At 70.5% G+C, this 20,936-nt stretch carries 24 protein-coding genes and 1 pseudogene; 17 read left to right on the top strand and 8 right to left on the bottom strand.

From position 1 onward, the window contains the following. Positions 1-2 precede the first annotated feature (2 nt). From ACFRKB_RS10940 to ACFRKB_RS10900, 9 genes and pseudogenes are all read left to right on the top strand, one after another. Positions 3-1,052, top strand: coding sequence for a hypothetical protein (locus ACFRKB_RS10940; protein ID WP_383105085.1), 1,050 nt, complete (start codon positions 3-5; stop codon positions 1,050-1,052). Beyond that, positions 1,045-1,884: a tryptophan synthase subunit alpha gene (gene trpA / locus ACFRKB_RS10935; protein WP_383105083.1), complete on the top strand. Its 840-nt coding sequence runs from the start codon at positions 1,045-1,047 to the stop codon at positions 1,882-1,884. The genes ACFRKB_RS10940 and trpA overlap by 8 nt, the downstream gene beginning before the upstream one ends. Positions 1,885-1,886: 2 nt before the next feature. Next, complete coding sequence (locus ACFRKB_RS10930; protein ID WP_383105082.1) at positions 1,887-2,261, top strand: ectoine synthase; 375 nt, start codon at positions 1,887-1,889, stop codon at positions 2,259-2,261. A 57-nt stretch (positions 2,262-2,318) separates the two neighbouring features. After that, entirely contained in the window at positions 2,319-3,464 is a 1,146-nt protein-coding gene (locus ACFRKB_RS10925) for an acyl-CoA dehydrogenase family protein (protein ID WP_383105143.1), read from the top strand. Beyond that, positions 3,461-4,207, top strand: a complete 747-nt coding sequence (locus ACFRKB_RS10920) for a phosphoribosylanthranilate isomerase (protein WP_383105080.1) — start codon at positions 3,461-3,463, stop codon at positions 4,205-4,207. The genes ACFRKB_RS10925 and ACFRKB_RS10920 overlap by 4 nt, the downstream gene beginning before the upstream one ends. Further along, positions 4,204-4,914, top strand: coding sequence for a beta/alpha barrel domain-containing protein (locus tag ACFRKB_RS10915; RefSeq protein ID WP_383105078.1), 711 nt, complete (start codon positions 4,204-4,206; stop codon positions 4,912-4,914). The genes ACFRKB_RS10920 and ACFRKB_RS10915 overlap by 4 nt, the downstream gene beginning before the upstream one ends. Before the next feature lie 47 nt (positions 4,915-4,961). Next, complete coding sequence (locus tag ACFRKB_RS10910) at positions 4,962-5,969, top strand: alpha/beta hydrolase (protein WP_383105076.1); 1,008 nt, start codon at positions 4,962-4,964, stop codon at positions 5,967-5,969. Between the two features lie 168 nt (positions 5,970-6,137). Next, positions 6,138-7,025, top strand: a complete 888-nt coding sequence (metF, locus tag ACFRKB_RS10905; protein WP_383105142.1) for a methylenetetrahydrofolate reductase [NAD(P)H] — start codon at positions 6,138-6,140, stop codon at positions 7,023-7,025. A 221-nt stretch (positions 7,026-7,246) separates the two neighbouring features. Further along, positions 7,247-7,714: pseudogene (locus ACFRKB_RS10900) on the top strand (anthrone oxygenase family protein); the annotation flags it as partial. 201 nt (positions 7,715-7,915) lie between these two features. Here ACFRKB_RS10900 and ACFRKB_RS10895 read toward each other — a convergent pair. Next, positions 7,916-8,869 (bottom strand): ATP-binding protein, encoded by a 954-nt coding sequence (locus ACFRKB_RS10895; RefSeq protein WP_383105075.1) that lies wholly within the window; start codon positions 8,867-8,869, stop codon positions 7,916-7,918. Between the two features lie 3 nt (positions 8,870-8,872). Further along, positions 8,873-9,043: a 50S ribosomal protein L32 gene (rpmF, locus tag ACFRKB_RS10890; protein WP_383105073.1), complete on the bottom strand. Its 171-nt coding sequence runs from the start codon at positions 9,041-9,043 to the stop codon at positions 8,873-8,875. A 122-nt stretch (positions 9,044-9,165) separates the two neighbouring features. Here rpmF and ACFRKB_RS10885 point away from each other — a divergent pair, with 122 nt between their 5' ends. Continuing rightward, a complete protein-coding gene (locus ACFRKB_RS10885) occupies positions 9,166-9,462 on the top strand; it encodes a hypothetical protein (RefSeq protein WP_383105071.1) in 297 nt (98 codons plus the stop codon). Between the two features lie 75 nt (positions 9,463-9,537). Here the strand turns inward: ACFRKB_RS10885 and ACFRKB_RS10880 are convergent, their stop codons facing one another. Together ACFRKB_RS10880 and ACFRKB_RS10875 are read right to left on the bottom strand one after the other, a co-directional pair. Then, positions 9,538-11,100: an MDR family MFS transporter gene (locus tag ACFRKB_RS10880; protein WP_383105140.1), complete on the bottom strand. Its 1,563-nt coding sequence runs from the start codon at positions 11,098-11,100 to the stop codon at positions 9,538-9,540. A gap of 114 nt (positions 11,101-11,214) precedes the next feature. Further along, positions 11,215-11,904, bottom strand: a complete 690-nt coding sequence (locus ACFRKB_RS10875; protein ID WP_383105070.1) for a TetR/AcrR family transcriptional regulator — start codon at positions 11,902-11,904, stop codon at positions 11,215-11,217. A 64-nt stretch (positions 11,905-11,968) separates the two neighbouring features. On the opposite strand from ACFRKB_RS10875, the gene ACFRKB_RS10870 reads away from it, so the two are divergent. From ACFRKB_RS10870 to ACFRKB_RS10860, 3 genes are all read left to right on the top strand, one after another. Further along, positions 11,969-12,961 (top strand): aldo/keto reductase, encoded by a 993-nt coding sequence (locus tag ACFRKB_RS10870; RefSeq protein ID WP_383105069.1) that lies wholly within the window; start codon positions 11,969-11,971, stop codon positions 12,959-12,961. A 275-nt stretch (positions 12,962-13,236) separates the two neighbouring features. Beyond that, positions 13,237-13,440: a cold-shock protein gene (locus tag ACFRKB_RS10865; RefSeq protein ID WP_365971381.1), complete on the top strand. Its 204-nt coding sequence runs from the start codon at positions 13,237-13,239 to the stop codon at positions 13,438-13,440. Between the two features lie 200 nt (positions 13,441-13,640). Next, positions 13,641-14,066, top strand: coding sequence for a pyridoxamine 5'-phosphate oxidase family protein (locus ACFRKB_RS10860; RefSeq protein WP_383105067.1), 426 nt, complete (start codon positions 13,641-13,643; stop codon positions 14,064-14,066). Between the two features lie 27 nt (positions 14,067-14,093). On the opposite strand, the gene ACFRKB_RS10855 is transcribed toward ACFRKB_RS10860, so the two are convergent. After that, positions 14,094-14,729, bottom strand: a complete 636-nt coding sequence (locus tag ACFRKB_RS10855; RefSeq protein WP_383105066.1) for a histidine phosphatase family protein — start codon at positions 14,727-14,729, stop codon at positions 14,094-14,096. A 258-nt stretch (positions 14,730-14,987) separates the two neighbouring features. On the opposite strand from ACFRKB_RS10855, the gene ACFRKB_RS10850 reads away from it, so the two are divergent. Then, positions 14,988-15,251, top strand: coding sequence for a type B 50S ribosomal protein L31 (locus tag ACFRKB_RS10850; protein ID WP_383105065.1), 264 nt, complete (start codon positions 14,988-14,990; stop codon positions 15,249-15,251). Between the two features lie 122 nt (positions 15,252-15,373). Here the strand turns inward: ACFRKB_RS10850 and ACFRKB_RS10845 are convergent, their stop codons facing one another. Next, on the bottom strand, positions 15,374-15,832 hold the full coding sequence (locus tag ACFRKB_RS10845) for a MarR family winged helix-turn-helix transcriptional regulator (RefSeq protein WP_383105063.1): 459 nt from the start codon (positions 15,830-15,832) through the stop codon (positions 15,374-15,376). Positions 15,833-15,991: 159 nt separating this feature from the next. Here ACFRKB_RS10845 and ACFRKB_RS10840 point away from each other — a divergent pair, with 159 nt between their 5' ends. Then, entirely contained in the window at positions 15,992-17,212 is a 1,221-nt protein-coding gene (locus ACFRKB_RS10840) for an MFS transporter (protein WP_383105061.1), read from the top strand. Between the two features lie 145 nt (positions 17,213-17,357). Next, positions 17,358-18,182: an aldo/keto reductase gene (locus ACFRKB_RS10835; protein WP_383105059.1), complete on the top strand. Its 825-nt coding sequence runs from the start codon at positions 17,358-17,360 to the stop codon at positions 18,180-18,182. Positions 18,183-18,221: 39 nt separating this feature from the next. Here the strand turns inward: ACFRKB_RS10835 and ACFRKB_RS10830 are convergent, their stop codons facing one another. Together ACFRKB_RS10830 and ACFRKB_RS10825 are read right to left on the bottom strand one after the other, a co-directional pair. Further along, positions 18,222-18,650: a protein-tyrosine phosphatase family protein gene (locus tag ACFRKB_RS10830; RefSeq protein ID WP_383105058.1), complete on the bottom strand. Its 429-nt coding sequence runs from the start codon at positions 18,648-18,650 to the stop codon at positions 18,222-18,224. Between the two features lie 62 nt (positions 18,651-18,712). Further along, positions 18,713-19,420, bottom strand: coding sequence for a FadR/GntR family transcriptional regulator (locus tag ACFRKB_RS10825; protein WP_383105056.1), 708 nt, complete (start codon positions 19,418-19,420; stop codon positions 18,713-18,715). Positions 19,421-19,630: 210 nt separating this feature from the next. On the opposite strand from ACFRKB_RS10825, the gene ACFRKB_RS10820 reads away from it, so the two are divergent. After that, on the top strand, positions 19,631-20,929 hold the full coding sequence (locus tag ACFRKB_RS10820; protein WP_383105054.1) for an SLC13 family permease: 1,299 nt from the start codon (positions 19,631-19,633) through the stop codon (positions 20,927-20,929). Positions 20,930-20,936: the final 7 nt, after the last annotated feature.

The raw sequence follows: 20,936 nt of genomic DNA, 5'->3' as shown, positions 1-20,936 counted from the left end.
CGGTGCATGAGGCACTCACCGGCCTGCTGGAGCGGCGCGCCCCGGTCGGGCACGACACCTGGCGGTCGTTCTGGGACCAGCTCGGCGACGGCCGCCTCGACCGGGCGCAGGCCCTCGCCCTGCTGGCCTCCCTCGCCACCGCGCTGCCCGGCCACGAGACACTGCGCCCGCTGCTCGACTCGCTCGCCGAACGACGGCCCGCCCGGCCGGCGGACCGCTGGCCGGGCACGGTCAATGTGGTGGGCACCGGAGGCGGACCGAAGACCTTCAACATCTCCACCGCGTCGGCGTTCGTCGCCGCCGCGGCCGGGGTGCGCGTCGTCAAGACGGGCTCGCGCGCGTACACCAGCTCGCTCGGCTCCGTCGATCTGCTGGAACGGCTCGGTGTCCGGCTCACCTCCTCCTACGACCAGACCGCCGACACACTGGACCGGTACGGCATCGCGTTCGCCGGACCGTTCGTCTACCCGGCACAGCTGACCCGGCTGGCCAGGACCATCGCACCGACGAGCATGAAACCCTTCGGCCGCTTCCTCAACGCCCTCGGGCCGTTCCTCGCGGACCTGCCCGTCACGGCGCAGGTCACCGGGGTCTCCGCGAACGCGCCACTGACCGAACTCCGCGCGCTCGCCGGGACCGAGACCGGCCGGGCACTGTGGCTGACCACCAACGACCGCGGCGCCGACGAACTGCTCGGCTTCGCCGACAACACCATCCACACCCATGACGGCCGCGAACTGCGCCTTCCGGCAGGAGAGTTGGTGCCGCCCCACGGAGGCTTCGACGATCTCGCGCCCGCGCCGGACCCCGCCTCGGCACCCGCACACTTCCTGTCCGTCCTCGCGGGCACCGAGGGGGAGGTGGCCACCCGTACCGTCTGCCTCAACGCGGCGGCGCTGTCCGTCGCGAGCGGTCACACCACCGACTGGCCGCAGGCCGTCGCCGGCGCCCTGGAGGCGGTACGGAGCGGAGCCGCCCGCGCACTCGCCGAGCGCGTACGGGCCGGAGCGCCCCGGCCAGCGGCCCGTAGGGAAGCGGTGACCCATGGCTGACTTCTTCTCCCGCACCGGCCCCGGCGAAGGACCCGGCCTGGCCCTCTTCCTCAACGCCGGGGACCCGCCGCTCGATGTCCTCGCCGATCTCGTTCTCATGCTGGACGAGGAGGGCGTCGACTGCCTCGAACTCGCCGTTCCCTTCCCCGACTCGGTCACCGACGGGCCCGTGATCCGCCGCTCCGCCCGCCGCGCCCTCGACCAGGGCGTCGGGCTCGACGAGGTCCTCGCCTTCATCGCCGCCGTACGCCCGCGGCTGCGCCGGCTGCGGATCGCGCTGCTCGCCGACTGGAGCCACTCCCTCAAGCACCGGGACCGCGAGCACGGCGACCCGGCCCGCACACTCCGTACGATCGCCGGCTCGGGCGCGGACGGACTGCTCGTCCACGCGCTGCCGCCCCGGCTGCGCACCGCACACTACGCGGCGGCCCGCGAGGCTGGACTGCCCGTCGTCACCACCTGCTACCAGCAGAGCCCGCCGCTGACCATGGCCGAGGCGGCGGCCCAGGCCACCGCCTATCTCTATCTCGTCGCCCACTACGGACGCAGCGGCACCGCCCCGGCCACCGGGCATGCCGCGCTGGCGACCACCGTCGCCGCGCTCCGGGCGCACACGGAATCCCCGATCGCCATCGGCTTCGGGGTCAGGACCAGACAGGACGTGGAGACCGTGGGCGCCTGCGGAGCCGATGCCGTCATCATCGGCTCCGCGGGTGTCGCCCGGATCGAGCGGTCGCTCGCGCAAGGCGGCGACATCATCGACGGCTTCCGCGCCTTCGTCAGGTCCGTATCGCCCAACCGTTCCATCACACCTGAGAGAACAGGGAGTTGACCATGTTCGTCCGTGACCTGGACAGCGTGAAGACGGTCGAGTGGGGCAACGGCCTGAGCCGTCGCTTCATCGTGGCCGCCGACGGCCTCGACTACAGCATCACCGACACTACCGTGCGCGCGGGCACCAAGTCCCGTCTGGAGTACCGCAATCACATCGAATCCTGCTACTGCATCGAGGGGTCCGGAGAAGTGATCGAGCTGGACGGCACCTCGCACCCGATCGTGCCGGGCCGTCTCTACTCGCTCAACGAGCACGACGCCCACTACCTCGTGGCCAGCCCGCACGAGGACCTTCGCCTGGTGTGCGTCTTCTCGCCGGCGCTCCAGGGCGACGAGGTGCACCAGCTCGACGAGCAGGTCTCCTCGGCGTACTGATCCGCGCACCGCGTTCTCTTGACCGTCCGCCACTGAACCGTCATGGAAAGGCTCGCCGTGATCCGCTGGAACGCCGACCAGGCCGAACTGCGCGAAGGTCTGGCCCGGTGGGGTGAGGCGCTCAGCGCCGGCCACATAGAACAGGACGAACACGCCACGTTCTCCTGGGACAAGTGGAAACTGATCCGGGAGACCGGCATCCTCGCACTGCCCTTCGACGAGCGCTGGGGCGGCCTCGGCCAGTCCCTGCTCACCACCATGTATCTGCTCGAAGGGCTGGGCGAGCACTGCCGCGACTCCGGGCTGAGCTTCTCGGTCACCACCACCATGGCCAGCACCGGTGTGCCACTGGAGAGATTCGGCACGGACGCGCAGAAGGAGCGGTATCTGACCCGGATCTGCTCGGGCGAGGTGATCGGCGCCCATGCCATCACCGAGGCCGAGGGCGGCTCGGACGCCATGGCGATGACCACGCGAGCGGTACGGGACGGCGACCAGTTCGTCCTGAACGGCTCGAAGATCTTCGTCAGCAACGGCCCCGTCGCCGATGTGTTCGTCGTCTACGCGCGTACGCATCCGGACGGCGGTCCGCTCGGGGTCACCGCGTTCCTCGTGGACCGGGACACCCCGGGGCTCACGATCGGCCCACCGACCAAGAAGATGGGACTGCGGACCTCGCCGCTCAGCGAGCTGTTCTTCGACGAGTGCCGGGTGCCGAGGACCCAGGTCCTCGGCCGGGTCGGCGGCGGATTCATCGTGCTCGACCATGTGATGAAGCGGGAGATCCTCTTCTCCTTCATCGTGAACGTGGGAGAGATGAGGCACCGGCTCGACCGCTGCCTCGACTACGCGAAGACCCGCCGTTCCTTCGGCAGGCCGATCGGCTCGTACCAGTCCGTCGCCAACAAGATCGTCGACATGAGGATCCGGCTGGAGACGGCCGCCAAGTGGCTGTACGACACCGGTGAACGCCTCGCGGCCGGCGAGAACGTCACGGTGGATCTGGCCATCGCCAAACTGGTGACGAGCGAGAGCAATGTGGCGACCAGCCTGATGGCCGTGCAACTCTTCGGCGGGCACGGCTATATGACCGAGTACGGCCTGGAGAAGGACGTACGCAACGCCGTGGCGGGCACGATCTACTCCGGCACCACGGAAATCCAGTACAACCGCATCGCCTCGATGCTGGGTCTGGGCACATGAGCCCGGAGCCCGCCTCCAGGCTCCCGGCGGGACACTCGGCCGCACCCGAGACCCGCCGGGTTCTGAAAGTCTGCGGGGCCACCACCCCCGACGACCTCACCACGCTCGCCGCCGCGGGAGCGGACTGCGTCGGCCTCTGGCACGGCATACCCGGCGGCCACGCCGAGCTTCCCGAGCCGCGCCTCACCGGACTCGTCGCGGCGGCCCGCGCCACCGGCCGGCTCGAACCGGTCCTCGTCACCTTCCTCGGTGACCCCGAAGCCCTCACCGGCCTGGCCCGCCGCACCGGCCTGCGCTGGCTGCAACTGCACGCCTACCAACCCCCCGCGGTCGTACGGGCGCTGCGCGCCGCCCTGCCCGACGCGGTCCTCGTCAAGGTCCTCCATCTGCGCGGCGGCACCTGCCTGGAACGCCCGCTGATCGGCGCGTACGAACGGGCGGGCACCGATCTGTTCCTGCTCGACACGGCGACCGAGGACGGCCGGATCGGCAGCACCGGACACCAGCTCGCCGAGCGGGATGTGCTCGGCCTGCTGCCCCGGCTCACCCGTCCGTTCCTGCTCGCCGGCGGCATCTCCCCGCACAACCGCCCCGACTACGGGTCCGTCGCCGCCCACCCCGGCTTCCGCGGCATCGATGTCGACACCGCCGCCCGTGACACCCACGGACGTTTCTCGGCGCCCGCCGTCACCGCTCTGGCCCGCGCCTGGCGGACCGACACGTCCTCTGAGGAGTCCCGATGACCGCCCGGTTCCTGGAAGCCCTGCTGGCCGCCGATCGCCCGCTGGTCATGGAGATCAAACGGCGCGACGCGCACGGCTACGACCTGCTCGGCGGCCGCACCCCCGCCGCGATCGTGGAATCGTACGAGGCCGCGGGCGCGCCCTGTATCTCGGTGGTGACGGGACGCTGGTTCGGCGGCACCACCGGTCTGCTGCGCGATGTCGCGGCGCTCACCGATCTGCCGCTGCTCCAGAAGGACTTCATCACCCGCAAGGACCAGCTGTCGGCCGCCGGGGAACTCGGCGCCTCCGCCGTGCTGCTCACCGCGGCCCTGCTGCCCCGGTCCAGTATGCGCACCCTGATCACCGCCGCTCTCCTCCTCGGCCTCACCCCCTTCGTCGAGGTGACGGAGGAGTCCGAACTCGACGGGCTGCCGCACGCCGACGAGTGCGTCGTCGCCGTCAACAACAAGGACATCAAGGCCAAGGAGCGCGACCGGGGCGACCTCGACCGCAGCCTCGCCCTGCTGCCCGCGGTCCGCGCCTCGGGTACCCGCTGCCCGGTCAGCGCCAGCGCCATCGACGGCCCCCTCGCCGCCGCGAAGCTGCTCGACGCGGGGTACGCCGGCCTGCTGGTCGGGACCTCGCTGCTGCGCACCGACAGCGCGGCCGGCTGGGTCGACCGCCTGGACCGGGCCAGGACCCGCCCCGCGGTCCGGCCGAACTGAACGGCCCCGGCCGGACCGCTCACCGCTGCCCAGGAGATCCGCCTGCCATGACCGCCTCCGCATCCGCGTCCGTATCCGCTCCCGTATCTGATCCCGTATCCGCGTCCGTATCCATGCCCGCCACGGCCCGTTCCCCGGAGCCCGTCGTCCGCGCCGTGACCCTCGACGCCGACGGCGTACCCCTGTCGGGTCTGCTCGCCGAGCCGGACGGCGGCGCGGCACCCCGCTCCGTGATCGTCGCCATCCACGGCCGGGGCATGTGCGCCGACTACTTCAACGGGCTGACCGACCCGGCCGACTCGCTCCTCACCCTGGGCGCCCGGCTCGGTCATACGGTGCTGGCCCTGGACCGGCCCGGCTACGGCGCCTCCGCCGGCCCGCTGCCGGACGGACAGCCCCTCGGCGAACAGGCGACCACCCTGCACCGGGCGCTCGCCGACTTCGCCCGGCACCACCCGACCGGCGCCGGCTTCTTCGCCGTGGCCCACTCCGACGGCGGCAAGGTCGCGCTGCACATGGCCGCGCAGGACGCGGGCAGCGCGCTGATCGGACTCGACGTCAACGGATGCGGCTGGCGGTACGCACCCGAGGCGCGGCACTTCCCCGACACCCTCGGCGGTGGCGCGTCCCGGCTCAACTGGGGCCCGCTGCACCTGTATTCACCCGGTACGTTCCGGGCGAGCCGCTCCCTGCTGCGGGCCGTACCGGCGCGCGAGGCGGCCCAGACGGCGACCTGGCCCGTCCAGTACCCGCGGCTGGCCGGCCGGATCACCAGCCCGGTCAGACTCACCTTCGCGGAGCACGAACTGTGGTGGGAGCTGGACGACGCGGCGCTCGCGGCGATGACGGGACTGCTCACCGCGGCGCCGCTCGTCGCGGTGGAGCGGCTGTCCGCCGCCGGGCACAACATCAGCATCGGCCGCGCGGCCCGCACCTATCATCTGAGGGCGCTGGCCTTTCTGGAGGAGTGCCTGCGACGAGCCGGTGACAGCCCCCACCCGGTCCCGAACTCCCCACGACAGCAGGGCGGTTGTGCGGAAGCGTCGTCCCGGTGATCAGTGAGTGATCAATCCGTGGTCATGGCGGGGGAGCGGAGCGCATCGCGGCTACTGTGTGCGCACCGTATCCGTCCACGCACCGAGCGACTCCAGGAAGGACCCCTCCTTATGGCGGCAGAGACCGCGGACCTCCCGCAGCATCCCAGGCCGGGCCCGCGCGCCCTGATGGCCGACGGGCAGCGCTCGTACTCCTTCGAGTTCTTCCCGCCCAAGACGCCTGCGGGGGAACGCACGCTCTGGAACGCGATCCGCCGGATCGAGGCGCTCGCGCCGTCCTTCGTCTCCGTGACCTACGGCGCCGGCGGCTCCTCGCGCGACCGGACGATCGAGGTCACCAAGCGCATCGCCGCCGAGACCACGCTGCGCCCGGTCGCCCACCTCACCGCGGTCGGCCACTCGGTCGCCGAACTGCGCCATATCATCGGCCAGTACGCGGACGCCGGTATCCGGGACGTGCTCGCGCTGCGCGGCGACCCGCCGGGCGACCCGCGCGGCGAGTGGGTCCGCCATCCTGAGGGCTTCGGCCAGGCCAGTGAACTCGTCACCCTCATCAGGGAACTGGGCGACTTCACCGTCGGGGTGGCCGCCTTCCCCGAGCGCCATCCGCGCTCGCCCGACTGGGACAGCGACATCCGCCACTTCGTCGCCAAGTGCCGTGCGGGCGCCGACTACGCGATCACACAGATGTTCTTCGACGTCGAGGACTATCTGCGGCTCCGTGACCGGATCGAGGCCGCCGGCTGTACCACCCCGATCGTCCCCGAGATCATGCCGGCCACGGACGTACGTCAGATCCGCCGCTTCGCCGAACTCAGCGACGCCCGCTTCCCCGACGCACTGGCCCAACGGCTCGAAGAGGCGCGCGACCGGCCGGGGGACGGGCATCGCATCGGAGTCGAGTACGCCACGGCCATGGCCGAACGGCTGCTCGCCGAAGGCGCCCCCGGACTGCACTACATCACCCTCAACCGCTCCACGGCCACGATGGAGATCCACCAGAACCTGGGCGTGGGGGTACGGCACGACCGGCCGCTGGCCGCCACCCGTACCTGATCAGACATCCCGCCGGTGATCTGTCCGCGGGTTTGGACGCTGGAACATGGACCTGAGCTTCATGGCTATGTTCCGTCTCACCGCGCTGTACTTGACTGGTCCTCTGACGCAGTACGTGAGAAAGCCGTGTCACATGTCGGCGGCGGCGTTGGCGACGACACCGTGGCGGTCGCCGGATCACCTCGTATCGGACGGCTTCGACCACCAGACAAGGAAGTCCCATGAGCTTCAACCCGACCGGAACCCCGAACCCCTACGCCGCCTATCCGCCCGCCCCCGCGGCGGCGCCCGTGCGCCGCAGCAAGGCGGTGGGGCCGCTGCTGATGATCGCCACCATCACCATGGGCCTGATGGCCGGTCTCTTCTTCGCGTACGACATCTCGGTGATGCCGGGCCTGGCCAGGACGGACGACCGTACGTATGTCGACGCGATGCAGAACTTCAACGCCCTGATCGACGGCAACGGTCTCTTCGGCATGGTCTTCATCGGAGCGCTGCTGGCGGCGGCGGTCGCGGCGTTCCTGGAGCACCGCCAGGGCCGGCGGGGCGCCGCGCTCTGGATCGGCGCCGCTGCCGCGCTGTATCTGGTGGCCCTGATGATCACGTTCAGCGTCAATATCCCGCTCAACAACGAGCTGGCCGCGGCCGGTGACCCGGCCAAGATCACGGACTTCTCGATCGTCGAGAAGTTCAAGGGCACCTGGGAGACGAGCAATATCGTGCGGACGCTGGTCTGCACGGCGGCGCTCGGTTTCCTCGCCCGCGCCCTGGTGCTGCACGGCCGTGGCGCCGGCCCCGCCGGCAGCGCCCACACGATGCGCCCGCCCGGCTTCTGCGGGGGGGGGGCGCGGGGGGGGGCGGGGCTCCGGCCCCGCCGCCCCGCTCCGTACTCAGTGGGCCAGAGCGTCCGGGCCGTGCCGGAAGCCGGGGTCGACCTGAAGCGCGAGTTCGCTCCCGGTGGCCCGGTCGGCCCACGCGCGCGCGTTGCGCAGATGGAACTCGACGGCGTGCCGCTGGAACGCGTCCCAGTCCTTGGGGCGCGCGTCGACCGCGGCGCGCAACTGGCGCAGGGTGTGCGCGTTGTGCGGTTCGAGCCCGCCTCCCGTACGGCCCTGCTCCTGTGCCCGTACCCAGGGGGACTGTTCGCAGTAGGCGATCAGATCGTCCCCGACGTGCTCCTTGAGGAAGAGGAGATCGTCCTCGCTTGTGACCTTGTTGCCGACCACGGCGAGGGCGATCCCGAACTCCCGTGCGTGATCGCGGTACTGGCGGTAGACCGAGACGCCCTTACGTGTGGGCTCGGCGACCAGGAACGTCAGATCGAACCGGGTGAAGAGGCCGGAGGCGAACGCGTCCGCCCCGGCGGTCATATCCACGACGACATACTCGCCGGGCCCGTCGACCAGATGGTTCAGATACAGCTCGACGGCCCCGAGCTTGGAGTGGTAGCAGGCCACCCCGAGGTCGCTGTCGTCGAACACCCCGGTCACCATCAGCGGCACCCCGCCCACCGGCCGCGCGTGGTGCGCGTGCACCGGATCCTCGCCGAGGATCCGCAGCAGCCGCGAACCACGTCCCGGCGGAGTGGTCTTGAACATCTCCTCGCGTGAGGCGATGCGCGGATTGTCCCCGCGCAGCCAGTCCTTGATCTCGCCGGTGCGCGAGCTGAGCGGAGGCGCGGTGTGACTCTCCCCCTCCCCGGGGGAAAGCGCCTCGGCCAGATGCTGGTTGATATCCGCGTCGATGGCGACCACGGGCGCCCCCTCGGCGGCCAACTGCCGGGCGAAGAGGGCCGACAGCGTGGTCTTGCCGCTGCCGCCCTTGCCGACGAACGCTACGCGCACGGCTCAGCCCTCCGGGGTCAGCAGGCCGCGCTCGTACGCCTTGACGAGTCGCTGCGGTACGAGATGGGACGTACCGTCGATGGTGACAGGCACCAGGGCCGGCGTGACGCCTTTCCACTGGGCCCGGCGGTGACGGGTGTTGCTACGGGACATCTTCCGTTTGGGTACGGCCATGGCGGACCTCCTGGTTGCACGGAGCGTGGATCGTGATGCCGCCGAAACGCTATATGCAAATGAACACCGTTACCAAAACCATCTCGTACGGCCGGCCTTCCGCGAACGATCTGGAGAGAGCCATGACCACTGCGCACGCCCCCCACCCGAACCACACGCACCAGCACGGCGCGGGCTGCGGCCATGTGTCCTTCCCGCACGAAGGGCATGTGGACTATGTGCACGACGGCCATGTGCACGCGGTCCACGACGATCACGTGGACGAATGCCGGACCGGCGCCCACGCCCCGCACAGTGGCCACACGCACCAGCACGGCGAGGGATGCGGACATGTGGCAGTGCCTCATGACGGCCATGTGGACTATGTGCACGACGGACACCGTCACGCCGAGCACGAGGGTCACTGGGACGACCACTGACGACCGACACGTACGGCCCCGGTCGCACCCGAGAGGGCGCGGCCGGGGCCGTAGTGGTCAGGGTTTACGGGGGGTTCAGCCGACCGGGGCGGGCGGAGTCGCCTTGGCGTTCCCCTCCGCCTGCTTGCTCTCCTCCGCGAGCCGCTCCATCCCGCTCGTGGTCTTGAGGGGCTTCTCCTTGATGAAGAGCACCGCGACGAGCGCCAGCGCGGCGAACGGCGCGGCGACGAGGAAGAGTTCCGCCGTGGCCACACCGTAGGCGTGCTCCACGATCTCCCGCATGGGGGCGGGCAGCTTCGACATATCGGGTACGGCGCCATGGCCCGAGCCGCCGGACGCCTGGCCGGACTCGCCGAGGCTCTTGGTCATCTCGGCCGCCACCCGGTTGGCGAGCACCGCGCCGAGGACGCTCGTACCGATCGTGCCGCCCATGCTGCGGAAGAACGACAGGACGGACGTGGCCGCGCCCAGCTCGGCGGCCGGCACGTCGTTCTGCGCCACCAGCACCAGGTTCTGCATCAGCAGCCCGACGCCGATACCGAGCACCGCCATGTAGAGGCTGAGCAGACCGAAGCCGGTGTCGGCGCTGATGGTCGCCAGCATGCCCAGACCGGCAGTCATGATCACGCCGCCCGCGATCAGATAGACCTTCCACTTGCCGGTGGCGCTGATGATCTGGCCGGCGATGGTGGAGGACACCAGCAGACCGAGGATCATCGGCAGGCTCATGAGCCCGGCGACGGTCGGGGACTTGCCGAGCGAGATCTGGAAGTACTGCGAGAGGAAGACGGTGCCGCCGAACATGGCCACACCGACCAGCAGGCTGGCGACCGTGGTCAGGGTGACCGTGCGGTTGCGGAAGATGTCCAGCGGGATGACCGGCTCGGGGACCCTGGCCTCCACGAAGACCGCGGCCGCCAGCAGTACCACACCCGTCGTGGTCAGCGCGTAGGTCTGCCAGGACGCCCAGTCGAACTGGTTGCCCGCCAGGGAGGTCCAGATCAGCAGCGCGGAGACGCCCGCCACGATCAGGAACGCGCCCAGGTAGTCGATCTTCACCTCGCGCCGGACCGTGGGCAGCCGCAGCGTGCGCTGGAGCATCAGGATCGCGGCCAGCGCGAACGGCACGCCGATGAAGAAGCACCAGCGCCAGCCCAGCCACGAGGTGTCCACCAGCACGCCGCCGATCAGCGGCCCGGCGACCGTACCGATGGCGAAGACCGCGCCGAAGATCCCGGAGTACTTGCCCAGCCGCCGGGGCGGGATGACCGCGGCCATGACGATCTGCGCGAGCGCGGTCAGACCGCCGGCGCCGATGCCCTGGATGACACGGCTGAAGATGAGCAGGCCGACGCCCTGGGAGAAGCCGGCCAGCAGGGACCCGACCACGAACATGGCGAGCGACAGCTGGAGCAGCAGCTTCTTGTTGTAGAGGTCCGACAGCTTGCCCCAGAGGGGCACGGTCGCCGTCATGGCGAGCAGTTCGGAGGTGACGACCCAGGTGTACGACGACTGACTGCCGTTGAGGTCGGCGATGATCCGGGGCAGGGCGTTGGCCACCACCGTGCCGGCCAGGATGGCGACGAACATGCCCGCCATCAGCCCCGACATGGCCTGGAGTATCTGCCGGTTGGTCATGGAGGTCGGCGCCTGCTCCGGCGCCTCTGTTGCACTCAAGGTGTCCTTCTTCAAGTCCATGGTCGATGCGTGGGCGGAAGTGGTGGAAGCGGTGAGACGGCGGGCGGCCGGGTGTCAGCCGTCGGCGGGCGGTTCGGGCAGGCCGGCCGCCAGATGGGCGAAGACCCGCCGGAAGATGTCCGGGAAGGTGGCCCCCGGGCCCTGCGCGCACCAGTGCTCGACGGCGACCCGTACGGCCGTCGTGGCGACGGCGGCGAGCAGCCGCGGGTAGAGCCCGAGCGCCGAGGTGTCCGGGACATGCGCGCAGGGCCCCGGCCCGCGGGCCACCCGCTCGCCCCCGGCCGTACGGAACGCGGGCGCGCCGAGCCGTTCCGCGATGGCTTCGGCGAGTTCGAGTTCCTCGGCCATGTGCGCGCCCATGCCGCGGACCAGCAGATGCGGGGAGCGCTGCAGCACCGTGGCCCGCAGCTCCCAGATCTCCTGCTGCTCCTCCACACCGGCCAGCTCGGTGGCGAGCGCCTCGCGGACCGCGTCGAGCGCGGGCACCGAGGCCGGTGCCTCGCGCACCGCGCGCCGTACCCGCTCGCCGATGCCCCGGTCGATCATGACGAACGCGTCGTCGTGGCTGTCGAAGTAGTTGAAGAACGTACGTGGCGAGACCCCCGCGGCCTCGCTGATCGCCTCGACGGTGACGTTCTCCGCGCCGTGCTCGGCGGCCAGCCGTACCGCCGCCTCCGCCAGCGCCGCGCGCGTGGCCTGCTTCTTGCGCTCGCGGAGTCCCAGCGCCGCACCCTCACTTCTCACATCTTGCAGGGTATGCAAAAGTGCACGATCCGCAAAATTAATAACCTGCCGCCGGCGTCGTAACATGATCCGAATGGAGCAACGTGTACTAGGCAAAACAGGACAGAACGTATCCGTTGTGGGGCTGGGGACCTGGCAGCTGGGCGCCGACTGGGGCGAGGTGGCCGAATCGGACGCCTTCGCCGTCCTGGACGCGGCGGTGGAGTCGGGCGTCACCTTCTTCGACACCGCGGACGTGTACGGCGACGGCCGCAGCGAACAGCTCATCGGCCGGTATCTGAAGGGCCGCCCGGACGCCGGGGTGTTCGTCGCGACCAAGATGGGCCGACGGGCCGACCAGGTCCCGGAGAACTACGTTCTGGACAACTTCCGCGCCTGGAACGACCGCTCACGGGCCAATCTCGGCGTGGACACCCTCGATCTCGTACAGCTGCACTGCCCGCCCACGCCCGTCTACACGTCCGACGCGGTCTACGACGCGCTCGACACCCTGGTGGCGGAGGAGCGGATCGCCGCCTACGGCGTGAGCGTCGAGACCTGCGCCGAGGCGCTGGCCGCCCTCGCGCGCCCCGGAGTGGCGAGCGTCCAGATCATCCTCAACCCCTTCCGGCTCAAGCCGCTGGAGGAGGTGCTGCCGGCCGCCCGCGCCGCGGGGGCCGGCATCATCGCGCGCGTGCCCCTCGCCTCCGGCCTGCTGACCGGGAAGTACACCGCGGACACGGTCTTCGCGGCCGACGACCACCGCACGTACAACCGGCACGGCGAGGCCTTCGACCAGGGTGAGACCTTCTCCGGCGTCGACTACGGGACGGGGCTGGCCGCCGCCGCGGAGTTCGCCGGGCTGGCCCCCGAGGGTGCCACGCCGGCCGCCACCGCGCTGCGCTGGATCATTCAGCAGCCCGGCGTCAGCAGCGTCATCCCCGGTGCCCGCTCCGTCGCGCAGGCGCGTGCCAACGGCGGGGCGGCGGCCCTCCCGCCGCTGTCGCCGTCGACCGTGGAGGCGGTCCACGAGCTGTACGACCGCCGGCTGCGCGCCTCGGTCCATCCCCGCTGGTAGCGCCCGAGCTCCCCGTGGCCTGCTGGCGAACGGGTGATCGTGGGCCGTTCGCGCTCCGATTACGCGGCACAGACGCAAGAGTTGGTCGTTTCTGTGGCTGTATCGCTTCGCGCCCTGTAGCGTCTTGATCAGCTGTCGTGGTTCCGAAGTACCGCTCGCCCGTGACGTGCCGTCACGGGCGTTTGTGCTGTTCAGCGTCTCTGCGGACCAAGGCGATCACCTCCGGTTCCCGTATGGTGCGGGAATCTTTGCGTCCCTTGAAACGGAGACTCAGCATGGCCAGTGGAACAGTGAAGTGGTTCAACTCGGAAAAGGGCTTCGGCTTTATCGCGCAGGACGGCGGTGGCCCCGACGTGTTCGCGCACTACTCGAACATCGCGACGTCCGGCTTCCGTGAGCTCCAGGAGGGCCAGAAGGTCACCTTCGAGGTCACCCAGGGTCAGAAGGGCCCGCAGGCGGAGAACATCCTCCCCTCGTAACACACAGCCGTCCCAAGGGGTCTGACAGGGCCCCGGTGGCCGGCACGGAGCAAGAGGGCGTCGGCCCGGCGGAGCTTCTTTCCGCCGGACCGGCGCCCTTGCCGTTACCCCGCCGGGGAAACGGGGGAGGGCTTGACCGTGCCGGACGGCCGCCGCGTGACGGAAGCGGCGGGGCCGGTCCGAGGGACGGAGGAGTTTCGGTGGCACTGACCCGAGAAGAGCGCGAGCTGTTCCTGGCCGAGCCGCATATCGCCGCGCTCGCGGTGGAGGCGGCGGAGGGGCGGGCTCCGCTCACGGTGCCGATCTGGTACCAGTACCGGCCGGGCGACGACATCTGGATCATGACCGGACGGGACTCGCGCAAGGGCCGGCTCATCGCGGCGGCGGGCCGCTTCACCCTGATGGTCGAACGCGTCGAGCCGACCGTCAGATACGTCTCGGTCGAGGGCTCCGTGACCGCGACCGAGCCCGCCACCCGCGAGGCGCTCCATGAGCTGGCGTCCCGCTATGTCGCGGCGGACAAGGTCGCCGCGTATGTCGACGTCGCCTGGGCCGAGCACGGCGAACAGGCTGTGATCCGCATGCGGCCCGAGCACTGGCTCTCCGCCGACCTCGGGCAGATCTGAGGCCCGCTCAGCTCCTCACCTCACCGGTCAGGCCGCGTTCTCCCTCTCCCGCGCGGCGCGCAGCACGCTCTCCGGGAGGGCGAGGTTCCATGCGGTGATCACCGGCCGGTCGTGCTCCGTGCCGAGGCGGGAGACGGTCCCGGTGGCGAGATGGAACAGGGCTCCCGAGGCCGGGGCCAGTCCGAGATAGCGCGCGGTGAGCACCCGCAGGAAGTGCGCGTGCGAGACCAGCGCGACATCGTCACCCGAGCCCAGCCCTTCCAGGGCCTCGGTCAGTACCCGGTCGGCGCGGTGCCCGACATCCTCGGGGCTCTCCCCGGGGCGGCCGTCGGGGCCGGGGACGGTGCCGTCGGTCCACAGATCCCAGCCGGGTCGTGTGCGGTGGATCTCCGCCGTGGTGATCCCCTCGTAGCCGCCGTAGTTCCACTCGCGCAGATCCGGCGTGGCGCGAAGTCCGTCGAGACCTGCCAGCTCCGCGGTGCGCCGGGCGCGCGCCATCGGGCTGACGAGTGTGAGGCCGATGCGGCGGTCGCCGAGAAGGGGCGCCAGGGAACGGGCCTCGCTCTCGCCGCGATCGGTCATCGGCAGGTCGGTGTAGCTGGTGTGCTGCCCGGACAGGGACCAGGCGGTCTCTCCGTGCCGTACCAGGATCAACTCACCCATGGGTGCCGCCCACTTTCCTGTGCTCCGCACTGCGCCACCGGAGCCGTCCCCGGTGGTCGTCGGCCCGGACGCCCGCCCGCGCCGAAGGGAGAACTCGGCGGGCCGCGAGCGCATTCCTCGGCGCCACGGGAAGCCCGTCACGCCCAGTGTCCCCTGTTCCGGCGGCCGGGACATGGCGGGGAATGCCCGGGGAGACGGTCGCGTTATGTGCACGTAGCGCTTGATGGAAACGATATCCATCATGAGGAGGGAGTTCCTATGAAGTCTCGTATCCACCCCGTCTCCCGTCCGGTCGTCTTCCGGGACCGCGCGGCGGGCACCGCGTTCCTGACGCGCTCGACCGCGGACTCGGCGCGGCGTGTGGAGTGGGAGGACGGCAACACCTACCCCGTCATCGACGTGGAGATCTCCTCCGCCAGCCACCCCTTCTACACCGGAACCGGCCGTGTGTTCGACACCGCCGGCCGCGTGGAGCGGTTCGAGCGCCGTTACGGCGCCCGGGGTGCCGCGAAGAAGAGCTGACGCCGTACGGATGGTCCAGCGCCGCGCCTGGCGCGGTTGCCACGGCCTGTGTGTGAAAGAGAGAGCCGGACGGAAGCCCTGGCAAGGGTTTCCGTCCGGCTCTCGCGTGAGTGGGGGGCGCGTCAGGCGGCGGAGCCCGCTGATTCCACGGTCCTGACCAGGGCGGCCAGCTCGGGGACCTTTGCCGCCTCGTCGAGCGCCTCCCGCAGCGCCGCGTCATTGGTGGGGCGCGCCTCGGTGAGCAGTCGCAGCCCCGCCTCGCTGACATTGGTGTAGATCCCGCGGCGGTCGGTCGGGCACAGATAGCGGGCGAGCAGTCCGCGGTCCTCCAGCCGGCTGACCAGCCGTGTGGTGGCGCTCTGGCTGAGGACGACCGCGTCGGCGACCTGCTTCATCTGGAGGTGGCCGCCCTCGCCGTCGTGCTGACGGCTGAGGACGTCGAGCAGGGAGTACTCACGGACGCTGAGGCCGTGGCCGGCCTGCAGAGCGCGCTCGATATGCCCTTCGATCCTGCCGTGCAGCAACGAGAGGGCGCACCAGCGCTGGGCGAGGCCGGTGAGCGCGGTGTCCGTGGCGGTCATGGCTTCCTCCTGCGGGAGATGAGGGCGGGCGGCGGGCAAGGCCGCCGTACTCCAGGATAGGGCACCTTTGCAATATAGGGCGCTTGCAATTAAACGGCGTCTGCAAGTATTGTTATCGCCTGTAAGGCGTTCATGCAATCGTTCTGGAAGGGCATACCCATGCCACTCGCGCTCCTCGCCCTGGCCATCGGGGCATTCGGGATCGGCACCACCGAATTCGTGATCATGGGGCTTCTCCCCGAGGTGGCCGCCGACTACGGCGTCACCATCCCCACCGCCGGACTGCTGGTCACCGGCTATGCCCTCGGAGTCATGCTGGGCGCTCCGGTGATGACCGTCCTCGGCACCCGGATCCCCCGCAAGCGGATGCTGATGGTGCTGATGGGGCTGTTCGTGCTGGGCAATGTGCTCTCCGCGCTCGCCCCGAGCTTCGGACTCATGCTCACTGGGCGCGTCGTCGCCTCGCTCGCCCACGGGGCCTTCTTCGGGATCGGATCCGTCGTCGCCGCCGGTCTGGTCGCGCCGGAGAAGAAGGCCGGTGCCATCGCCATGATGTTCACCGGGCTGACCGTCGCCAATGTCGTGGGCGTGCCGTTCGGCACCTACCTCGGCCAGAGCGCCGGCTGGCGGGTCACCTTCCTCGTGGTCGCCGGACTCGGTGTCCTGGGCCTCGCGGGCATCGCGAAGCTCGTACCGGAACAGCCCCGGCCCGAGGGCGTGCGGATACGCCACGAGCTCGCCGCCTTCCGCAACGCCCAGGTGCTGCTCGCCATGGCGATGACCGTGCTCGGCTTCGGCGGAGTCTTCGCCGCGATCACCTACATCACGCCGATGATGACCGAGACCGCCGGCTTCGCCGACTCCTCCGTCACCTGGCTGCTGGTGCTCTTCGGGCTCGGAATGGTCGCCGGAAATCTGATCGGCGGCAGGTTCGCCGACCGCCGGCTGATGCCGCTGCTGTATGTGTCCCTCGGCTCGCTCGCCGTGGTGCTGGCCCTCTTCACCGTCACCGCACACAACAAGATCGCGGCGGCCGTCACCCTCACGCTGATCGGCGCCCTGGGCTTCGCGACCGTACCGCCGCTCCAGAAGCGGGTCCTCGACCAGGCGTCCGCCGCGCCCACCCTGGCCTCCGCGGTCAATATCGGCGCGTTCAACCTGGGCAACGCACTGGCCGCCTGGCTCGGCGGCATCGTCATCGCCGCGGGGTTCGGCTACACGGCGCCCAACTGGGCCGGCGCCGCGCTGGCCGGCTCCGCCCTCGTCCTAGCGGTCGTCTCCAGCGCCCTGGAGCGCCGTACCGCCACCGCCGGGCACGCGGTCACCGAGGCGGCGGCTCCCCGGCAGCCCGAGCGGGACACCGCCGCCGCGCCGCACTGACCCCGGCTTTTCCGGCCCGGGGGACCTGGACCGCCACAGCGCGCGGCGCCGCCGACGTCGTTACGTTGGAAGCCGGTGCGCCCCCCTCTTTCCCTCACAGTGAACCCGCTTAGTGAACCCGCGCGACGCGAAGAAAAGGAACACCATGAATCCCGTCCCCAACATCGTCCTCAACAACGGTGTCAGGATCCCGCAGCTCGGCTTCGGTGTCTTCCAGGTCGGCGACGAAGAGACCACCGGCGCGGTCCTCACCGCGCTGGAGGCGGGCTACCGCAGCATCGACACCGCCGCCGTGTACGGCAACGAGAACGGTGTCGGCCGCGCCATCGCCTCCTCGGGCCTGCCCCGCGACGAGCTGTTCATCACCACCAAGCTCTGGAACGACGACCAGGGGTACGACTCGACGCTCGCCGCGTTCGACGCGAGCCTCGCCAAGCTCGGCCTCGACCGGGTGGATCTGTATCTCATCCACTGGCCCACTCCGGCGCGCGACCGCTATCTCGACACCTGGCGCGCGATGGAGAAGCTGCTCGCCGACGGCAGGACCCGCGCCATCGGTGTGTCCAACTTCCAGCCCGCCCATCTCCAGCGTCTGCTGGACGAGACCGAGATCGTCCCGGCGGTCAACCAGGTCGAGTCGCACCCCGGTCTCCAGCAGGAGGAGCTGCGGGACTTCCATGCCCAGCACGGCATCGCGACCGAGGCGTGGAGCCCGCTGGCGCAGGGCGCCCTGCTCCAGGAGGAGGCGCTCGCCGAGATCGCGGGGCGGCACGAGAAGACACCCGCCCAGGTGGTGCTGCGCTGGCACCTTCAGCTCGGGAACATCGTCATCCCCAAGTCGGTCACTCCTTCGCGGATCCGCGAGAACATCGACCTGTTCGACTTCGAGCTCTCGGCCGGCGACCTGGCGGCGATCGCCACGCTCGACCGCGGTCTGCGCACCGGCCCGGACCCCGACACCTTGAACTGACAGGGACTCAGCCACTCTTGGGGGAGCGGCCGGCGCGGTTCACGGGAAGCGGGTGACGAAGCGCCGTTGCCAGGGGGTCTCGACGGCGCGGCGGGCGTAGTGCTCCCGGACATAGGCGACCGCCTCGCCCCGGGGCACGCCGTCCAGCACGGCCAGACAGGCCAGCGCCGTGCCGGTCCGGCCGATTCCGCCGCCACAGGCGACCTCGACGCGCTCGGCCCCGGCGCGTTCCCATGCCTCGCGCAGCGCGTCGGGGGCCGCCGCGCGGTCGGACGGCAGCCGGAAGTCGGGCCAGCGGAGCCAGCGGGACTCCCAGGCGACGGGCGGTGGTTCGTGGCCCAGCAGATACAGCCCGAAGGCCGGCGCCGGGCCCGCGGGGAGGGGCCGGCGCAGTCCCCGGCCCCGAACGAGCCGGCCCGAGGGCAGCCGTAGTACGCCCGTCACCTCGGGGTCCCAGGTAGTGATCACGTGTGAGCGTGGTCCGTTCTTCTCGGTCGGCGGGGGCCGGAGGCAGGGCCTGTCCGGCGGTGTCAGGCGCTCTCGTCCGGGTTCCACTCCAGCAGGCGCACCTTGGCCACGGTCTGTACATGGCGCCGCATCGCGGCCGCGGCCGCCTTGCCCCGGCCGGTCTCGATCGCTTCGAGGATCGCGCGGTGCTGCGCCAACGACCGCTTGGGGCGGCCCGGCTGGCGCAGGGACTCATTGCGGCTCTCGGCGATCTGCTCCGTGATGGAGCGCATGAACTCGGCGAGCAGGCCGCTGTGCGCGGCAGCGGTCACCGCGGTGTGGAAGAGCCGGTCGCCCTCCACTCCGTAGCCGCCCGCCTCGATCTCGTCGGACATCTGGTGCAGCGCGTCGTGCAGCGCCGCCAGATCGAGTTCGGTGCGCCGCTCGGCGGCGAGTTCGGCGAGCTTGGTCTCGAGCGCCTCACGCGCCTCCAGCACATCGGGCAGCCGCCGCTTGCGCTCCACCAGTCGCTCGACGGGCTCGGGATCGAGGCCGGACCGGGTCAGATAGGTGCCGCCGCCGTGCCGTACCTCGACCAGGCCCTGGACCTCCAGGACGACGATCGCCTGCTTGACGGAGGCGCGGCTCACCCCCAGCCGCTGGGCCAACTCCCGCTCGGGGGGCAGCCGGTCACCCGCGCCGAGGGCGCCCTCGCTGACATAGCTGCGCAGTCGGTCGAGGACCTGCTCGTACAAACGCGGCCGGGCCATCGGCCGCAGTGCGTCGGACATCCGGACCCCCCCATCCCTGCCCACTATCTCCCGATCCTGTGCGCGTCAGCCTAACACCGGGCGGTCAAGTGGCTGAGCCAATTCCTGCCAGATCTCTTGACGCTCGCCGCGGCCGGACGTCAATGTGGTCCAGCCACTTGGCCAGTCGACCAGTCAGCCAGTCGGCCAATTCCCCGCTGTTCAAGGGACCCAGGGACGGGAGCCCGCGCCATGTCCGCCGAACTGATCTCGATCCTCGTACTCGCGGTCGTCTTCGTGATCGCCACCACCCGCTCGATCAATATGGGCGCGCTCGCCTTCGCCGCCGCTTTCGGCGTCGGGGGACTGGTCGCCGGCCTTGACGCCGACGGCATCTTCGCGGGCTTCCCCGGCGATCTGTTCGTGGTGCTCGTCGGCGTCACCTATCTCTTCGCCATCGCCCGCGCCAACGGCACCACCGACTGGCTGGTCCATGCCGCGATACGCCTGGTCCGCGGCCGGATAGCACTGATCCCCTGGGTGATGTTCGCGATCACCGGCGCGCTGACCGCCATCGGGGCCGTCTCCCCGGCGGCCGTCGCGATCGTGGCGCCGATCGCGCTCAGCTTCGCCGCGCGGTACGGGATCAGCCCGCTGCTGATGGGTGCCATGGTCGTGCACGGCGCCCAGGGCGGCGGTTTCTCGCCCATCAGCATCTACGGTTCGATCGTCAACGGCATCGTGGAGCGGGAGAAGCTGCCGGGCAGCGAACTCACCCTCTTCCTCGGCTCGCTCGTGGCCAATCTCGTCATCGCCGGGATCGTCTTCGTGCTCTGCGGCGGACTCAAGCTCTCCGGCAGGCGCGGCGAGCCCGCGGAGACGGGACAGGGACAAGGACAGAAGCAGAAGCAGAAGGACGAGCAGAAGCCGGAGGACCAGCGGGGCAGTTCCGGGCTTACCCCCGCCATCGGCGCCACCCTCGCCGCACTGGTCGCGCTCGTCGTCGCCGTCCTCGGCTTCGATCTCGACGCCGGGCTCTCCGCCATCACCCTCGCCGTACTGCTCAGCGCCGTCTGGCCGGACACCAGCCGCAAGGCCGTGGGCGAGATCGCCTGGCCGACGGTGCTGCTCATCTGCGGTGTCCTCACCTATGTCGGTGTCATGGAGGAGATGGGCACCATCGACTACGCCGGTCATGCCGTCGGGGACATCGGGATCCCGCTCCTCGCCGCCGTACTGCTCTGCTACATCGGCGCGATCGTCTCCGCCTTCGCCTCGTCCGTCGGCATCATGGGCGCGCTCATCCCGCTCGCCGTGCCGTTCCTCGCCCAGGGGGAGATCGGGGCGATCGGCATGATCACGGCGCTCGCGATCTCGGCGACGGTCGTCGACGTCAGCCCGTTCTCCACCAATGGCGCGCTGGTGCTGGCCGCCGCGCCCGATGTGGACCGTGACCGATTCTTCCGGCAGCTCATGGTGTACGGAGGGACCGTGGTGGCGGTGGTACCCGCCGCGGTCTGGCTGGTACTGGTGGTGCCAGGCTTCGGGTGACGCCCGG

The sequence above is a fragment of the Streptomyces scopuliridis genome, from assembly GCF_042790125.1.
Lineage (GTDB): Bacteria > Actinomycetota > Actinomycetes > Streptomycetales > Streptomycetaceae > Streptomyces > Streptomyces scopuliridis_A.
The sequence above is the reverse complement of the archived record's forward strand: the minus strand, read 5'-3'. Positions and strand labels throughout refer to the sequence as shown.

Bases quoted from the DNA above. Each gene is read 5' to 3' on its own strand.
- ACFRKB_RS10850 (WP_383105065.1), top strand. From the start codon at position 14,988: ATGAAGTCTCGTATCCACCCCGTCTCCCGTCCGGTCGTCTTCCGGGAC.
- ACFRKB_RS10820 (WP_383105054.1), top strand. From the start codon at position 19,631: ATGTCCGCCGAACTGATCTCGATCCTCGTACTCGCGGTCGTCTTCGTG.
- ACFRKB_RS10885 (WP_383105071.1), top strand. From the start codon at position 9,166: ATGACCACTGCGCACGCCCCCCACCCGAACCACACGCACCAGCACGGC.
- ACFRKB_RS10870 (WP_383105069.1), top strand. From the start codon at position 11,969: ATGATCCGAATGGAGCAACGTGTACTAGGCAAAACAGGACAGAACGTA.
- ACFRKB_RS10880 (WP_383105140.1), bottom strand. From the start codon at position 11,100: ATGACCAACCGGCAGATACTCCAGGCCATGTCGGGGCTGATGGCGGGC.
- ACFRKB_RS10915 (WP_383105078.1), top strand. From the start codon at position 4,204: ATGACCGCCCGGTTCCTGGAAGCCCTGCTGGCCGCCGATCGCCCGCTG.
- ACFRKB_RS10845 (WP_383105063.1), bottom strand. From the start codon at position 15,832: ATGACCGCCACGGACACCGCGCTCACCGGCCTCGCCCAGCGCTGGTGC.
- ACFRKB_RS10865 (WP_365971381.1), top strand. From the start codon at position 13,237: ATGGCCAGTGGAACAGTGAAGTGGTTCAACTCGGAAAAGGGCTTCGGC.
- ACFRKB_RS10920 (WP_383105080.1), top strand. From the start codon at position 3,461: ATGAGCCCGGAGCCCGCCTCCAGGCTCCCGGCGGGACACTCGGCCGCA.
- ACFRKB_RS10835 (WP_383105059.1), top strand. From the start codon at position 17,358: ATGAATCCCGTCCCCAACATCGTCCTCAACAACGGTGTCAGGATCCCG.
- metF (WP_383105142.1), top strand. From the start codon at position 6,138: ATGGCCGACGGGCAGCGCTCGTACTCCTTCGAGTTCTTCCCGCCCAAG.
- rpmF (WP_383105073.1), bottom strand. From the start codon at position 9,043: ATGGCCGTACCCAAACGGAAGATGTCCCGTAGCAACACCCGTCACCGC.
- ACFRKB_RS10930 (WP_383105082.1), top strand. From the start codon at position 1,887: ATGTTCGTCCGTGACCTGGACAGCGTGAAGACGGTCGAGTGGGGCAAC.
- ACFRKB_RS10910 (WP_383105076.1), top strand. From the start codon at position 4,962: ATGACCGCCTCCGCATCCGCGTCCGTATCCGCTCCCGTATCTGATCCC.
- trpA (WP_383105083.1), top strand. From the start codon at position 1,045: ATGGCTGACTTCTTCTCCCGCACCGGCCCCGGCGAAGGACCCGGCCTG.
- ACFRKB_RS10825 (WP_383105056.1), bottom strand. From the start codon at position 19,420: ATGTCCGACGCACTGCGGCCGATGGCCCGGCCGCGTTTGTACGAGCAG.
- ACFRKB_RS10855 (WP_383105066.1), bottom strand. From the start codon at position 14,729: ATGGGTGAGTTGATCCTGGTACGGCACGGAGAGACCGCCTGGTCCCTG.
- ACFRKB_RS10840 (WP_383105061.1), top strand. From the start codon at position 15,992: ATGCCACTCGCGCTCCTCGCCCTGGCCATCGGGGCATTCGGGATCGGC.